Here is a 16,140-nt window from a genome sequence, read left to right on the forward strand (position 1 = left end):
ACAACTATTAAAATGAAGAAAATTACGTTTTTATTGGCAGCAATAGTTTTTTTAACAACTGCTAAAACAAATGCACAAGAAGATGCAGAAAGAGAGTGTAAAATAAAGTACAATCTATTTAAAGGAGACTTTAGATCTAAAAAGTATGACGATGCTTATACAAATTGGATTTATTTAATGGATAACTGTAAAGACTTGTCAGTTAACATTTATAAATATGGTTCTACATTGGCTGAAAAAGTTAGAAAAGACCCTGCATTAGCTAAAAGAGTTTATGAACAAAGGCTAGAATTCTTTCCAAAGAAAAATCCTGCTAAAGTTCATAGTGATTATGCTACTTATCTCATTAAAAATAAGCTAGCTTCAGATAATGAAATCTTTGATTTATTAGAGAAAGCCTATAAAATTTCTCCTAAAGATATGAGTAACAAAAATATTTACAGATACTTTCAAGGAGTAACTGATAAATATAAAGACAACCAACCACAGAAAGTTTTTGATACCTATGATGATGTAATGGAGTCGGTTAATGAAAAAATAGAAGATTATGCAAAAAAAATAGCAAAGTTAAGATTAGACTCTGTAAATCTTGATAAAAAGGCATTAAATAGATTAAGAGCTTTCAAAATTAACTCTAAAGCATCTGGTCAAGTAGAAGGTGGTTTAGATAATATTATAGCTGTATTAGCAACTTGTGAAAGATTAATACCTCTTTATAATAGAGATTTTGAAGCTAATAAAACAAACGCAACTTGGTTAAAAAGAGCAGTATCTAGAATGTTTAATAAAGGTTGCCAAACAGATCCTTTATTCGAAAAATTAGCAAGAGCTTATGCAGATGCATCTCCTTCACCAGAAGCATATTCATTTGTATCCACAGTTTTAGATAATAATGGTGATGAAAAAGGAGCTGCTGAAATGAAACAAAAAGCTTTCGATTTAGAAACAGATCCAATAAAAAAGGCAAAGTATAAACTAAAATTTGCTCAAGCTGCAAAAGCTAGAGGTCAAAAATCTAGAGCTAGACAATTAGCTAGAGAAGCATTAAAGTTTAATCCTAGTTTTGGTAAAGCTTATTTATTTATAGGTAGATTATACCAATCTAGTGTAAATCAATGTGGAAAAAGTGAGTTTGAGAAAAGAATGGTATATGCACCAGCCTTAAGAATGGCACAAAGAGCATCTAATGTTGACCCAAGTATATCTTCTGTAGCAAGAAAATATATATTAACATACAGAGCAAACTTGCCAAGTAAGAAGCTTATTTTTACTGAAGGTGTAAAAGTTGGTGATCCATACACAGTTAAATGTTGGATAGGTGAAAACACTACTGTGAAGTCTAGTGGTAAATAAATAATGTATTCTAAAATACAAATATTAAAAGAAAGCATTGTTGTATTTTTAATTACAGCAATGCTTTTTTCGTGTTCTAATAATACTCAAAAAGTTAGAGATTTTTTAGCAGATCAAAATCTACCTATTGGTACAGCAAAAGATGCCATACATATTTATAAAGATTCTGGTAGAGTTACATCTAAATTGATTACTTCAGTAATGCTAGATTTTAGTAATAGAAAAGTTCATCCTTACAGTGAGTTTCCAAGTGGAATTAAAATTATAAATTTTGAAAATAAGGGCATGGACTCTGTTACCATTATTGGAGATTATGCACGTTCTTATGCCAAAACATCAATATCAGAAATAAAAGGTAATGTTGTTGTGATTAATCATACAGAAAAATCTAGATTAGAAACAGAACAACTTTTTTGGGATGAAAAAACAAAGTATTTTGTATCAGAAAAAGCATTTAAGCTCACCAAGCAAAACGATACTATAATTGGTGTTGGCTTTGAATCTAAAGATGATTTAACTAAACATTTAGCAAAAAAAACAACAGGAAAACTAGAAACAACAGAAAATTAATATGAGTAAAATTTGGAAATTTTTTCAATATGGCTATTTATTGATTGCACTTATCTGTCTTATTGAAGGTTTAATACGATTTAATTCTGACAGACAAAGAGCCTATTTGTTTATTGGCTTTTCAATTTTTATTACTTTAGTGTTTTTCTTTAAAAGACATTTTAGAAAAAAGGTTGAAAAAAGAAACCAGCAAAATAAATAGATCTAAATAAACTTAATGGAAATTGATTTTATAATAATAGTTACATCAATTTTATTATCTGCATTCTTCTCTGGTATGGAAATTGCCTATGTGTCTGCCAATAAAATGCATATTGAGCTAGAAAAAAAAAGAGAAGGTTTCATTCCAAAAATCTTAACTAAAATTACTCAAAAATCTTCAAAATTTATCACTACAATGTTAGTTGGTAATAATATTTCGTTAGTAATTTATAGTTATTACATGGGTAAATTATTAATTGATATTTTACCTTTAGAAAACTACAATGATTTTTCTATATTATTAATACAAACTTTAATTTCTACTATTGTTATTCTAATTACTGCTGAATTTTTACCAAAAGCAATCTTTAGAATTTATGCTAATGAAGTCTTAAAGTTATTTGCTTTACCTGCTTATATTTTTTATTTAATATTTCATTTCTTTTCAGAATTTATTACATTAATTTCTGATTTTTTCTTGCGTGTTTTCTTTAAAACTAATTCTGATGAGCAGCAAACTGAATTTAGTAAAGAAGAGTTAGGACATTACATTAGCGAACAATTAGAAACCGGTAATGATGATGATGAAATGGATTCTGAAATTCAGATTTTTCAAAATGCATTAGAATTCCAAAACCTTAAGGCTAGAGAAGTAATGGTGCCCAGAACCGAAATAATATCAGTAGAAATTCATGAGACTGTAAATAATTTAAAGAAACTTTTCATTGAAACAGGATTATCTAAAATATTAATATATAAAACTTCTTTAGATGATGTAGTTGGTTATGTTAATGCATTTGAGTTATTTAAAAAACCAAAAACAATAAAATCAATTTTGTTGCCTTTAGAATTTGTACCAGAATCAATGATGATTAATGATATTCTAAACACTTTAATGAAAAAACGAAAAAGTGTTGCAATAGTTATAGATGAATATGGAGGCACTTCTGGCATGATAACTGTTGAAGATATTGTTGAAGAATTGTTTGGTGAAATTGAAGACGAACATGATTCTCAGGAATTTTTAGAAGAAAAAATTTCTGATACTCAATTTAACTTTTCTGCAAGGTTAGAAGTAGATTATCTGAATGAGGAATATAATTTAGAGATTCCAAAATCTGAAGCCTATGAAACTTTAGGCGGTTTTATTATAGAACATACAGAAAATATTCCCGAAGAAAAGGAAATCATTGAAATTGAAGGTTTTGAAGTACAAATACTTAAAATGAGTGGTGCCAAAATAGATGAAGTTTCTTTAATAATTTCTAATGAAGAAGATTGATTAAATCTATAATTCTACATTCTCAACAATACTATATAATAACCTAACATTAAGTACGTTTTGGGTTGCAAAATTAAAAGCAAAAATCGTATATTCGCCAACTGAAATTAAATTAATGAAGTATGGCAGTTTTATCAAAAATTAGAGAACGTTCAATGTTTCTAATCATAATTATTGGATTAGCACTTTTTGCATTTGTATTAGATCCTTCTACACTCGGAGATTTTTTCAATTCAAGTAAAATAAATGAAGTTGGTGAAGTAAATGGTGAGTCTATCTCTAGACAAGAATTTGCAAACGAGTTAGAAAAATACAAACAACAAGTAGGTGGTAGAGTTTCAGAAATGCAAGCCTCTAAAACAGTTTGGGATAATATTTTAAGAAAAAAAATATACAAAAATCAATTAGAAGAAGCTGGTATTAGTATTGGTGAAGCAGATGTTTGGAATGAAATTATTAGTGCACAATTTGTACAAAATAACCCTCAATATCAAAACGAAGCAGGTTTGTTTGATGAGAATAAATTCAAACAATTTCTAGCTGACATAAAAGAAAATAACAAACTTTTATGGTCTCAATGGTCTAATTATATGAACCAAATAAGAGACAATTCAGAAAGAAATACCTACAATAATTTAGTTACTGCTGGTTTAGGAGCTTCTCTACAAGAAGGAGAATTTGATTATATGGTAAACAACACCAAACTAAATGCTCAATTTGTATATGTACCTTATACTTCTGTTGCAGATAGTCTAGTGAAAATTAAAAAATCTGAAATTGAAGCTTATATTAAAAAACATTCAGACGAATTTCAAGCAGAAGATTCTAGAGATATATCTTTTGTAAAGTTCGATATTGTTGCAACACCTTCTGATGAAGAAGCAATTAAAAATGATGTTGCTAGTTTAATTAAAGATTTTAAAATTGCTACAGATAACAAGTTATTTTTATCAGAAAATGATTCAGACACTAGCTTAAATGATAACTATCAGTTTAAAAGTTCATTAAATCAAAAAGTAGCTGATAAAATTTATGAAGGTGAAAAAGGTGATGTTATTGGTCCATACAAAGACAAAGGATATTTTAAAATATCTAAAATTACAGAAGTAATTCAAATGCCAGATTCTGTAAAAGCAAGCCATATATTAATTGCTCACATTGGTGCGCAAAGGGTTGCACCAGACGTAACAAGAACTGAAGAAAATGCTAAAAAGCTAGCAGATAGTTTATTTGATGTTATTAAACGAAGAAGAAGCAAATTTGGTGATTTAGCAAAAGAATACTCATCAGATAAAGGTTCTGCTGAAAAAGATGGTGATTTAGATTGGTTTAATTATCAAAGAATGACTCCTGCTTTTAGAGATTATAGTTTTTCTGGAAAAAAAGGAGACATTGATGTTGTAAAATCTCCATTTGGCTATCATATTATTAGAATAAATGAGCAAAAAAATAAACAAAAAGTAATGAAACTTGCTACTTACAGTAGAAAAATTGTGGCATCAGAAGCTACAGAAAATCAAGTTTATCAAAAAGCTCAAGAATTTGCTTTAGCAATTTCTAAAGGAAATAGTTCTTATTTTGAAATCGCTAAAGAAAAAAATTACACAACTAAACCAGCTGTTGGTTTAAAAACTTTAGATGAAAATGTTCCTGGGTTAGGCAACCAAAGATCTATTGTAAGTTGGGCATTTAATTCAGATACAGCTGTTGGTGATTTTAAACGTTTTGATTTAGAAGGGAGTAATGTAGTTGCTTTTGTAACTGGTGCTTCAGAAAAAGGATTAATGTCTGCATCAAAAGCTACTGGGAGAGTTAGACCTATTTTAGTGAATAAAAAGAAAGCTGCTTTAATAAAAGACAAACTTGAAGGAGATAACTTGCAAAATATTGCAAAGAAAAATGCTACTAGCGTAAAGAAATCTAATAGTATAACATTAAAAAGCCCTACACTTTCTGGTGTTGGTGTAGAACCAAAAATTGTTGGTGCAATGTTTAACGCAGAGCTTAATAAAATTTACAATGCAATTGAAGGTAATAGAGGTGTTTTTAGCTTTAAAGTTACTAAAAGAGAAACACCAACTGCTCTACCTAATTATGATGCAAATAGAAAAAGAATTGCAGATTCTAGAAAAAGGTTAACTTTTAAAATGTATGAGGCTATTAAAGAAGCTTCAGAAATTGAAGATAATAGAGCAGTTATGTATGGTGGAAACTAATAAATTTCCACTTTAAACAACAATAAAAAATCCGTTCATTTTGTAAAATGAACGGATTTTTTATTGACTCTACTTTCTACTTTATACTAATTTAACCATTCATAGAAATTAAAAACTCATCATTATTTTTAGAAAACTTTATTCTTTCATTAATAAACTCCATGGCTTCTATTGGATTCATATCTGCAAGATATTTACGTAAAACCCACATTCTTTGTACTGTTTTATCATCTAATAATAAATCATCACGTCTTGTAGATGATTTAATTAAATCAATAGCAGGGTAAATACGTCTGTTAGATATATTTCTATCTAATTGAAGTTCCATATTACCTGTACCTTTAAACTCCTCAAAAATAACTTCATCCATTTTAGAACCAGTTTCTGTAAGTGCAGTTGCTATAATGGTTAAAGAACCTCCACCTTCTATATTTCTAGCAGCTCCAAAGAAACGCTTTGGTTTATGTAATGCATTAGCATCAATACCACCAGAAAGTATTTTTCCTGAAGCAGGTGCAACTGTATTATAAGCTCTTGCTAAACGTGTAATCGAATCAAGAAGTATTACAACATCATGGCCACATTCTACCAAGCGTTTTGCTTTTTCTAAAACGATATTTGCAACTCGAACGTGTTTATCTGCAGGCTCATCAAAAGTAGAAGCAACAACTTCTCCACGAACACTTCTTTGCATATCAGTAACCTCTTCAGGGCGTTCATCAATCAATAAAACAATTTGATATACTTCTGGATGATTATAGGCAATTGCTTTAGCAACATCTTTTAAGAGCATTGTTTTACCTGTTTTAGGTTGAGCAACAATCATGCCTCTTTGCCCTTTACCAATAGGAGAGAATAAATCAATAATTCTTGTAGATAGAGAACTCCCTTTTTCAGCTAAATTGAATTTTTCTTGAGGAAAAAGTGGAGTTAAATGTTCAAAAGAAACACGATCTCTAACAATATTAGGATTTAACCCATTAATTTTTGACACTCTAATTAAAGGGAAATATTTTTCACCTTCTTTTGGAGGACGAACATTACCTCTTACTGTATCTCCTGTTTTTAACCCAAATAGTTTTATTTGAGATTGAGATACATAAATATCATCAGGTGATGATAAATAATTATAATCAGATGAGCGTAAAAAACCATAACCATCTTGCATCATTTCCAGAACACCTTCGCTTTCAATAATTCCATCGAACTCAAAATCTGGATCTCTATATCTATTCCCAGACTTGTGATTTCTGTTCGAGTTATTATCCTTATTTCGGTTCTTATTATTTTGTTGATTATTATTTCTATGCTGATTTTGATTTTTCGGCTGATTATTATTCGGCTTTTTATTCTCTTTAACATCAGTTTTTACTTCAACTACTTTTTTAGTAATATCAGCTTTTGAAACATCATTTTTTGCAGTATCAGTGTTGTCTTTTTTAGAAATAACAGCTTTCTTTACAGGCTGTCTTTTTACTTCTTTTTTTTCTAAAGAAACCTCTTTTTTATTTTCTTTTTCATCAGGTTTTACATCAGAAGACGCTTTTTTTACCACCCTTTTTCTTTTAGGTTTTTCTGTTTTTTTATCATCAGAAGGTAAAACTTTTTTAGTAGATGATGGGTTAGCAGCTTGTTTATCTAAAATTTGATAAACCAAATCTAGTTTTTTTAGCTGGCTAATTTTTGTTAACCCTATTGTTTTTGCAATCTCTTGCAATTCAGCAATTTTTTTTGCTTTTAGTTCAGAAATTTCGAACATTTATAATATTATTAAGTTAAATCTTAAACGGTTGGTTACTAAATAATTTTGTTAAATTAAGTGTCTTGTATATAGTACTATACAATTAAGTGCGGTTAAATGCGTAGCAAATATATACTTTTTTTTTTAGAATGAAGTTTTCTTTTTAAAAAAGAAGTTCTACTTTTGCAATATTATAATAAAACGTGATACAAAGAATACAATCTATATATTTATTTTTAGCAGCTTTAGTCTCTGGGGGTTTAATATTTGTATTTAAACTATGGGCTACAGTTAAAGAACAGATTTATATTTTAGATTTGTTTTTAAAAGAAGTTTTAAGTTTTAAAATTATTCCTGTTTTATTTATAATATCGGCATTACTATCCTTTGTAACTATTTTCTTGTATAAGAATAGAAAGTTACAATTTGTTTTAGGCCGTTTAATAATATTGATTAATCTTTTTTTATTAGGATTATTGATTTATTTGTCGCTAACATTATCTGGAGAAACTTCAGTTTCGGAGAAAGGTATTGGGATGTTTTTACCAGTTTTAGCTATTTTGCTTATTGTTTTGGCAAACAAAGCTATAAAAAAGGACGAAGATCTTGTAAAATCTGCTGACAGATTGAGATAATGCTAACATTAGTATATTTAGTGCGAAAAAAACCGAGAAAAATTTCTCGGTTTTTATTTTTTTAGGCACTTTTAAGAAGAATTATTTTTTTGTTAATTTTATAATTATTTTTTAGAGGAATTTTACCTGTTTTTTAAAGTAATGATTATCAGTAGCTTAAAATTAAAAAACCCCATAAATGGGGGTATAAAACCCCATAAATGGGGGTATGCAAAAAACCCCATAAATGGGTATTGTGTAGTGTTAAATTGTAGTTTAAATTTGTAGTGTAACAAAATGAGTGAAAAGATATACGTTCATGTAGCAGACGATCATAAGATTCTTATTGAAGGAATCATTGCTGTTATAAATACTGATGATGAAATTGAAATTAATGGCTATTCTTTAACAGGTAAAGAAGTTATAAACTTCATTAAAAATGAAGAAAATAGGGTTGATGTTTTAGTACTAGACCTTACAATGCCAATTGTAGATGGATTTGAAGTTTTAAATTATTTTTTTGATAATGAAATAAGTCATAATACAATTGTTTTATCAAGTTATGATGATATTAAGATTGTTCAAGAAATATTAAGACTTGGTGCAAAAGGTTATATTACTAAAAATTATGCTGGAAAACACATAATTGATGGAATAAAAACAGTTGCAAAAGGTAAACAATATTTTAGCGATGACATTCAAAAAAAGATGATGAATGCATTTATTGGAAATAAACCTAGAATAGGTGATTTACCTGATAAATTTATAATAGAAAGCTTAACTGAAAGAGAAATCGAAGTTTTAAAATTAGTAACAAGAGAATATAATACAACAGAAATAGCAGAAATGCTTCACTTGAGTGTGACTACTGTTGAATCTTATAGAAAAAAGTTATTGAAAAAGTTAAAAGTAAAAAATGCAGTAGGTTTAGCAATGTACGCAGTAAAAAATAAAATAGTATAAAATCCCCCGATTTTATTATAGACAGGTCTTTAGCTATTTTCATGGTTAATCCCTAAAAGGCTTGATTATTATTCCCCAAGACTATTTTTTATTGTGTCATTGTAAGACCTACTTTTTTTATAAACAGAACAAATATTATAACCATGAAAACAAACAAATTTTTAGTACTACTAATAGCTGTATCATTTGTATTTACAGCTTGTTCAAATGAAGAAAATACGATTGCAGAAAACCCTAACAAAAATCTACTAAAAACTTTTAAAGTTAAAAGAGATGCTACAGGAGCATATTCTGTAGATTTAAATGTAAATGATAACACTAAAGTTGATAAAGTAATAAACACTTCTAACAATTTAAGTGAATTTTATTTATATTCGTCAGAGAATCAGACACAAAGTAATGTTTCTGAAAATTTATTAATTGATAATAATGAGTTAAAGGTAAGTTTCATTCAGGCAGATAATAATAAAGTTAGTAATGTTACAATACTAGATGATGATATTTCTTTCTTAAGTAAAAGTTCTGATAATGAAAAATTAGCTTCTTATGAAATTTCTTCTACTGAAGATGGGAATTATGAATTAAACTTTGATGTTAATAATAATGTAGATGTATCTTTTGTTTTTAATGATGATACAAATACTTATGAGATTCATTTAGAAAGTGGAAAAGGTGGAGAAACAAATTTTTCTCGTGTATTAGAAAAAGAAGATAGTTTACTAAAATTAGATTTTGTTAATCATGTAGATAATGCTAATGCAAAATCATCTGAATCTGAAATGATGTTAATCAGAAAACCTAAAGTTATCATTGATGATGGTGATGCTTTCTAAAAAATATATAAAATTGTTATAGATTAAGGAATTATTTAAATAGAATTTTTTGAAAAATATTTTTTTTAACACCTTATTTATAAGCTTTATAATTAATATAAATGCTTATAATTTAAAAAAAGAAATAGCTGAAGATGACCCTAAAAAAAAATTGGCATCTTCAGTTTTTTTTATACAAATTGACACTCTGATTCAAAATGAATTCAATAAAATATTAAGACTTAACAAGAATGAAAAATATGCTATCGCTTTAGAAAGATCACTTAAACTTTATGATAAAAGTATAGAAATAGGTGATCTTTATTGGATATCTAAAATATCTTTTGAATTAGGTAATATTTACGGAAAAACTAATAACCCTAAAGAATCTCTAAAGTATTATAAAAAATCCTTACAAAATTATAATAAGCAACAAGAAGAAACTGAAATAAATTTATCTAAAACCGAAATGGCTTTTAGGGTTTTAAGAATTGGTAGTACTTATCAAAAAATAGCTGTTGCACTTGAAAATGAATTATCAACAAAATATATAGATAGTGCTAAATTATATTATAGTAAATTAGAGAATATTCCAGCACTCAATAAACAAATTGAAATCTTCAAAGCTTCAGCATTCAATAATTTATCTGGAATTTATGAAACAGATTCAGTTTATGATAAAGCTGAATATTACATATTAAAAGCATTAAAAATTAATGAAAAATATAAGAATAATTTGAAAATTGCGTCAACCCTAAATAATCTTGGTAATATTTATTTATCACAAAATTATTTTGACAAATCAAAAACTATTTATTTAAAAGCTATTCAATTAATCAAAAATGATGATAGTTCTAAAGCTATAAGGTTTAAAGCAAGTTTATATTTTAATTTAGCCTGGGCAATGCGTAATTTAAAAGATTATAAAGCTTATGATTTTCAAGAACTATACTATGAATATGAAGATACTATAAGAGAAAGAGAATTTCGAGGAATAATAGAAAATATTCAAAGTAAATATAACTTTAATACTCAAAAAGAATTATTTCTAGAACAAGAAGAAAACAAAAGACTACAAGATCAACAAACATTTATTATTATTGGAATAATATCACTAGTAATTATTATATCTTTAATTTACTATTTAAACTTCTTTAAGTTAAAACAAAAAAACTTGGCTTTAAAACTAGAGCAAACTGAACTTCTAAAAAATAAAGAACTAGATAAAGTTAAATCAGAAGCTAAAACTAGAATAATTAACGCTACAATGGATGGTGAGGAATCAGAAAGAAAAAAAATAGCAGAAACCTTACATGATAGTGTTAGTGCTCTTTTGTCGTCTGCAAACTTACATTTGCAAGCAACCAGAAAACAGTTTAATGGTAATACTCCTTTAGAGATAGATAAAACACAAGAAATAATTTCTGAAGCTACATATAAAATTAGAGATTTATCCCACACTTTAGTGTCGTCTGTTTTATTAAAATTTGGTTTAAATTATGCAATTAGAGATATTGCTGAAAAGTATTCTAATTCTTCATTAAAAGTAGATACAGAAATTAAAAATGTAAAAAGGTATCATCAAAATTTTGAAATAAAAGTATATAATATCACTCATGAGTTCATTAATAATATCTTAAAACATAGTAAAGCTAGTAATGCTATTATAAAACTAAAAGAAGAAAATAACGAACTAATTATTTCAATAACAGATGATGGTATTGGTTTTGATAAAACAAAAATTAATGATAAGGAAGGTTTAGGAATTAATCAAATAGATGCCAGAATTCAGATGATGAAAGGTACTTTTCATATAGAATCTGCTCTGAATAAGGGCACTAATATATTTGTAAAATTACCAATTGTAGAAAAAGAAAAACCTAACTACGCTTCTCTAGTTCAATAATTTCCATATTTTTAATATCACCTTTATCTACTTGAAAACGTAGCATGGTTCTAATTTTATGAAAACCATGTTTACCAGCTGCACCAGGATTTAGATGTAATAGATTTAGTTTTTTATCAAACTGAACTTTTAAAATATGAGAATGCCCACTAATAAATATTTTTGGTGGGTTTTTTGTGATTTCTTCATAAATTCTTGGTTTGTATTTATATGGATATCCTCCAATATGAGTAATCCAAACTGATACATCTTCAACTGTAAATTTATTATCTAAAGGAAACTCTGTTCTTATATCTTTATCATCAATATTACCAAAAACAGCACGTAAAGGTTTTAAGGCTTTTATTGCATCTGTAACTTTTAAATTTCCAATATCTCCTGCATGCCAAACTTCATCAGCTTGTTTTACAAACTTTAAAATCTGATTATCAATAAAACCATGTGTATCTGATAATAATAAAATTTTCTTCATTATTCTTTTTGAAGTAAATATTAACGTCTCTATAAGATTCAAAAATAAGTATTCCTAAATAAAATGCTTAATTTTGATGTCTTTAAACAGATAAATTTTTTGAGGTATTTTATAGAACTTTCTTACAATGGAAAAAATTATCATGGTTGGCAAATTCAACCAGATGCTATTTCTGTACAAGAAAAACTAAATAACGCTTTAAGTACTCTTTATCAAAAAGATATTCAAGTTGTAGGTGCAGGTAGAACAGATACAGGGGTTCATGCAAAACAGATGTTTGCCCATTTTGATTCTACAGAACCTTTAGAGAAAGAGATAGTTTTTAAATTGAATTCTATTTTACCAAATGATATTACTGTGTACAAGGTTTTTCTTGTAGACAACAACAAACATGCACGTTTCGATGCAATATCTAGAAGTTATGAATATAAAATTTGGCTGGGTAGAAATCCTTTTTTACTAGATTTTTCTTGGCAAATTCATTCTCAAAAACCTAATGTAAAATTGATGAATGATGCAGCTAAATTATTATTAAAGTATACAGATTTTGAATCTTTCTCTAAAGTAAAAACAGAAGTTTATACTTTTAATTGTGATATTACAGAAGCAATTTGGATTCAAAAAAATGATGATTTGACCTTCCATATATCAGCAAACAGATTTTTAAGAAATATGGTTAGAGCAATTGTGGGCACCTTACTAGATGTTGGTTTGGGTAAAATAACTATAAATGATTTTAAAGAAATCATTGAAAGTAAAAATCGTAGTAATGCAGGATTGTCAGTCCCTGCAAAAGGCTTATTTTTAACAAAAATAAAATATTAAATTTTGGCAGAAAAATCGGGTAATGCTTTCGACATAGAAATTTTCTCAAGACTCATGTCTTTTGCAAAACGCTATAAGTTGTATTTTTTTATAGCAGCTTCATCTACCATACTTTTAGCTTTATTTTCTGTATTATCGCCTTATATTTTAATAAATACAGTAGATGAATATATCCTCTCTAAAGATAAAGTTGGATTATTAAACTACACTTTATTAATGCTAGGAGTTCTAATTATTGAAGTATTACTACAATTTACATTCATCTATTTTGCAAATTGGGTTGGGCAACACATTATCAGAGATATTAGAATCAAAATATTTAAACATATTTTAGAGTTTAAAATGACTTATTTTGATAAAAACTCTGTTGGCAGATTAGTCACTAGAGTAGTTTCTGATATTGAGACTATAGCCGCTTTTTTTAGCAATGGTGTATTTACCATTTTAAGTGATATTTTAAAAATGCTAGCAGTAACAATTATAATGTTAGTACTAAATTGGAAACTAGCCTTAATAACGTTAGCCATTTTACCAATATTAATTTATGCAACAAAATTATTTCAAGTAGCTATAAAAGCTACATTTCAAGAAGTTAGAAACCAAGTAGCTAACTTAAATGGTTTTGTACAAGAGCGAGTTACTGGGATGAAAATTGTACAACTCTTTAATAGAGAAAAAATTGAATATCAAAATTTTGTTGATATTAATGAAAAACATAAAAAGGCACATATAAAAACAATTTGGTACTATTCAGTTTTTTTTCCAATTGCAGAAATTTTATCTTCTATTGGTATAGGTTTACTAGTTTGGTTTGGAGGAGGACAAGTGGTGCAAAACTCTGGAGTTTCGGTTGGAATGATTATGGGATTCATACAATTTGCACAAATGTTATTTAGGCCTTTACGTCAAATTGCTGATAAATTTAACCAATTACAAATGGGAATTGTAGCTGGCGAACGTGTTTTCAAAGTAATAGATACACATAGTTCAATTGCCAAAAACGGTACTAAAATTGCTAAAAATTTAGTGGGTAATATTAGTTTTAAAAATGTTCGTTTTAGTTATACACAAGATGAAGAAGTTTTAAAAGGAATTAATCTAGAAGTAAAAAGTGGACAAACCATAGCAATAGTCGGAGCAACTGGGGCAGGAAAATCAACAATTATAAATCTTATCAATCGTTTTTACGAAATTGATAGTGGTAAAATTTTAGTTGATAATATTTCTGTTGATGAATATACACTTGACAGTTTACGCAATGAAATAGCTATTGTACTACAAGATGTTTTCTTGTTTTCTGATTCCATCCTAAATAATATCACTCTAAAAGATGAAAATATCACCCTAGAAGATGTTGAAAAAGCTGCAAAACAAATTGGTATTCATGATTTTATTATGACTTTACCCAATGGTTATCACTATAATGTAAAAGAAAGAGGTGCAATGTTATCTTCTGGACAAAGACAGCTCATAGCCTTCTTAAGAGCTTATGTGAGCAAACCTAGCATTTTAATTTTAGATGAAGCAACTTCTTCTGTTGATGCAAATGCAGAGCAAATGATTCAATATGCAACAGAAACAATTACAAAAGATAGAACATCAATAGTTATTGCACACAGATTAGCAACTATAAAGCAGGCTGATAAAATTATTGTAATGGATAGAGGACTAATTGTAGAAGAAGGCACACATACAGAGTTATTAGAAAAAGAAAATGGCTATTACAAAAATTTATATGACAAGCAATTTAGTTTAGACGTAGCTTCCTAAAAATATTACTTACACATTTATTCTGAATAAAATTTTTATCAATAGAGTTAAAAAATAATTCTATAGGGATACTTTTTTCCTAACCTCAAACTTATTTTTGTATAAAATTATTAATTAAAAATCATATTATGAAAAAAATATTATTAGTGTTTGTGTTAGCAGTATCAACTGTATTAATTTCATGTAAAGAAAGTACAAAAAAAGAGGTTAATAAAGAAGTTTCTGAAATAAGTAATAATGCTAAAGATGGTATAAATGATTTAGGAAATAATATCAAGGAAGGCTATAATGATGTAAAAGAAAATATGAAATCTGCTTTTGATGACATTAAAATACCTGAATTAAATGATGAAAAAGCAGAGGCTCATCTAAAAAACTACTCGAGTTACATAAAAACACAGCTAGACAAAGGTATTAAAAATATTAAAAACTCTGAATTTACAAAAGAAGTAGAAAAATTCGCAAAAGAAAGTGAAGCTTTTATGAAAAATTTGAGTGCTGAAGCAAAAGCATCTTTTAAAGCAACAATTGATAAAATTGATGCAAAAGCTGATGAAATTGAAAAAGATTTGGAAAACTAAAGTTATTAAAATATAAAATCTTAAAACTCTCAAAAATGAGAGTTTTTTTTGTTTACATCAAATCTTTTTTAAGTTTTTCATTCAGTTCATCTTGGGTAGTGTACAATACAAATTCTCCATCTTTAATATAAGAAATCTCACCAGTTTCTTCAGAAACAAGTAAACAAACAGCATCTGTTTTTTCTGTAACACCAATAGCAGCTCTGTGTCTTAACCCAAATCTTGAAGGTATTTTAGAACTATCAGAAATAGGTAATACAACTCTAGTTGCTACCACAAAATTATCTCTAATAATAGTAGCACCATCATGTAAAGGACTGTTTTTAAAAAAAATACTTTCTAAAATAACTTCGTTTATAAGAGCATTCATGGCATCACCTGTACTAATTAAAAAATCTAAATTATTAGTACGTTCAATAACAATTAAAGCTCCTGTTTTAGTTTTTGACATATTATTACATGCTTTTACCAAAACTTCTGTATTAATTTCTGACCCAATTTCTGATTTCAAAAATTTAAGTTGATTAAAAAAACTACGTTTATTTGAAAAATTGGTTGTGCCAACCATTAATAAAAATTTCCTAATTTCTTGTTGAAAAACAATTATTAATGCAATAACTCCACCACCTAAAAGTGTACCTAAAATATTGCTTAACATTTGCATTTTAAGAGCTTCAGTAATTTTCCAAATAGCAAAAATAATAGCAATTCCTATTACAATATTTATTGCAACTGTACCTTTTAAAAGCTTGTAAATATAATATAGCAATATCGCTACAAGTAAAATATCTAATGCATCTAAAAAAGAAAACTCGATAAAATCTAACATTTACA

14 protein-coding genes are annotated in these 16,140 nt (G+C 27.5%); 11 read left to right on the forward strand and 3 right to left on the reverse strand.

Annotated elements, in window-relative coordinates; translation table 11 throughout:
• The first annotated feature begins 12 nt into the window (after positions 1–12).
• The 4 genes from BTO18_RS06760 (at position 13) to BTO18_RS06780 (ending at position 5,622) form a co-directional block, all read left to right on the forward strand.
• Positions 13–1,353, forward strand: coding sequence for a tetratricopeptide repeat protein (locus BTO18_RS06760; RefSeq protein WP_105017524.1), 1,341 nt, complete (start codon positions 13–15; stop codon positions 1,351–1,353).
• 3 nt (positions 1,354–1,356) lie between these two features.
• The gene (lptC, locus tag BTO18_RS06765) at positions 1,357–1,923 is read left to right on the forward strand and encodes an LPS export ABC transporter periplasmic protein LptC (protein ID WP_105015499.1); all 567 of its coding nucleotides are present in this window, start codon (positions 1,357–1,359) and stop codon (positions 1,921–1,923) included.
• 217 nt (positions 1,924–2,140) lie between these two features.
• The gene (locus BTO18_RS06775; protein ID WP_105015501.1) at positions 2,141–3,406 is read left to right on the forward strand and encodes a hemolysin family protein; all 1,266 of its coding nucleotides are present in this window, start codon (positions 2,141–2,143) and stop codon (positions 3,404–3,406) included.
• A gap of 122 nt (positions 3,407–3,528) precedes the next feature.
• Positions 3,529–5,622, forward strand: a complete 2,094-nt coding sequence (locus BTO18_RS06780) for a peptidylprolyl isomerase (RefSeq protein WP_105015502.1) — start codon at positions 3,529–3,531, stop codon at positions 5,620–5,622.
• A 91-nt stretch (positions 5,623–5,713) separates the two neighbouring features.
• Here the strand turns inward: BTO18_RS06780 and rho are convergent, their stop codons facing one another.
• Positions 5,714–7,381, reverse strand: coding sequence for a transcription termination factor Rho (gene rho, locus BTO18_RS06785; RefSeq protein ID WP_105015503.1), 1,668 nt, complete (start codon positions 7,379–7,381; stop codon positions 5,714–5,716).
• Between the two features lie 185 nt (positions 7,382–7,566).
• Between rho and BTO18_RS06790 the strand changes: the two genes are divergently transcribed.
• The 4 genes from BTO18_RS06790 (at position 7,567) to BTO18_RS06805 (ending at position 11,658) form a co-directional block, all read left to right on the forward strand.
• Positions 7,567–7,998, forward strand: a complete 432-nt coding sequence (locus tag BTO18_RS06790) for a DUF4293 domain-containing protein (protein ID WP_105015504.1) — start codon at positions 7,567–7,569, stop codon at positions 7,996–7,998.
• 276 nt (positions 7,999–8,274) lie between these two features.
• Positions 8,275–8,940, forward strand: coding sequence for a response regulator (locus BTO18_RS06795; protein WP_105015505.1), 666 nt, complete (start codon positions 8,275–8,277; stop codon positions 8,938–8,940).
• A gap of 143 nt (positions 8,941–9,083) precedes the next feature.
• Positions 9,084–9,773 (forward strand): hypothetical protein, encoded by a 690-nt coding sequence (locus BTO18_RS06800; RefSeq protein WP_105015506.1) that lies wholly within the window; start codon positions 9,084–9,086, stop codon positions 9,771–9,773.
• 49 nt (positions 9,774–9,822) lie between these two features.
• On the forward strand, positions 9,823–11,658 hold the full coding sequence (locus tag BTO18_RS06805) for a tetratricopeptide repeat-containing sensor histidine kinase (RefSeq protein ID WP_105015507.1): 1,836 nt from the start codon (positions 9,823–9,825) through the stop codon (positions 11,656–11,658).
• On the opposite strand, the gene BTO18_RS06810 is transcribed toward BTO18_RS06805, so the two are convergent.
• Positions 11,633–12,130, reverse strand: a complete 498-nt coding sequence (locus BTO18_RS06810; protein WP_105015508.1) for a metallophosphoesterase family protein — start codon at positions 12,128–12,130, stop codon at positions 11,633–11,635. The genes BTO18_RS06805 and BTO18_RS06810 overlap by 26 nt on opposite strands.
• 99 nt (positions 12,131–12,229) lie before the next feature.
• On the opposite strand from BTO18_RS06810, the gene truA reads away from it, so the two are divergent.
• The 3 genes from truA to BTO18_RS06825 all read left to right on the forward strand — a co-directional run bounded on the left by truA (position 12,230) and on the right by BTO18_RS06825 (position 15,306).
• Positions 12,230–12,955, forward strand: a complete 726-nt coding sequence (gene truA / locus BTO18_RS06815) for a tRNA pseudouridine(38-40) synthase TruA (protein WP_105015509.1) — start codon at positions 12,230–12,232, stop codon at positions 12,953–12,955.
• Between the two features lie 3 nt (positions 12,956–12,958).
• Positions 12,959–14,725, forward strand: a complete 1,767-nt coding sequence (locus BTO18_RS06820) for an ABC transporter ATP-binding protein (RefSeq protein ID WP_105015510.1) — start codon at positions 12,959–12,961, stop codon at positions 14,723–14,725.
• A 128-nt stretch (positions 14,726–14,853) separates the two neighbouring features.
• Positions 14,854–15,306 (forward strand): hypothetical protein, encoded by a 453-nt coding sequence (locus tag BTO18_RS06825; RefSeq protein ID WP_105015511.1) that lies wholly within the window; start codon positions 14,854–14,856, stop codon positions 15,304–15,306.
• A 52-nt stretch (positions 15,307–15,358) separates the two neighbouring features.
• Here the strand turns inward: BTO18_RS06825 and cdaA are convergent, their stop codons facing one another.
• On the reverse strand, positions 15,359–16,135 hold the full coding sequence (gene cdaA, locus BTO18_RS06830; protein WP_105015512.1) for a diadenylate cyclase CdaA: 777 nt from the start codon (positions 16,133–16,135) through the stop codon (positions 15,359–15,361).
• Positions 16,136–16,140: the final 5 nt, after the last annotated feature.

It is taken from the genome of Polaribacter porphyrae (assembly GCF_002954685.1).
GTDB classification, from domain to species: Bacteria; Bacteroidota; Bacteroidia; order Flavobacteriales; family Flavobacteriaceae; genus Polaribacter; species Polaribacter porphyrae.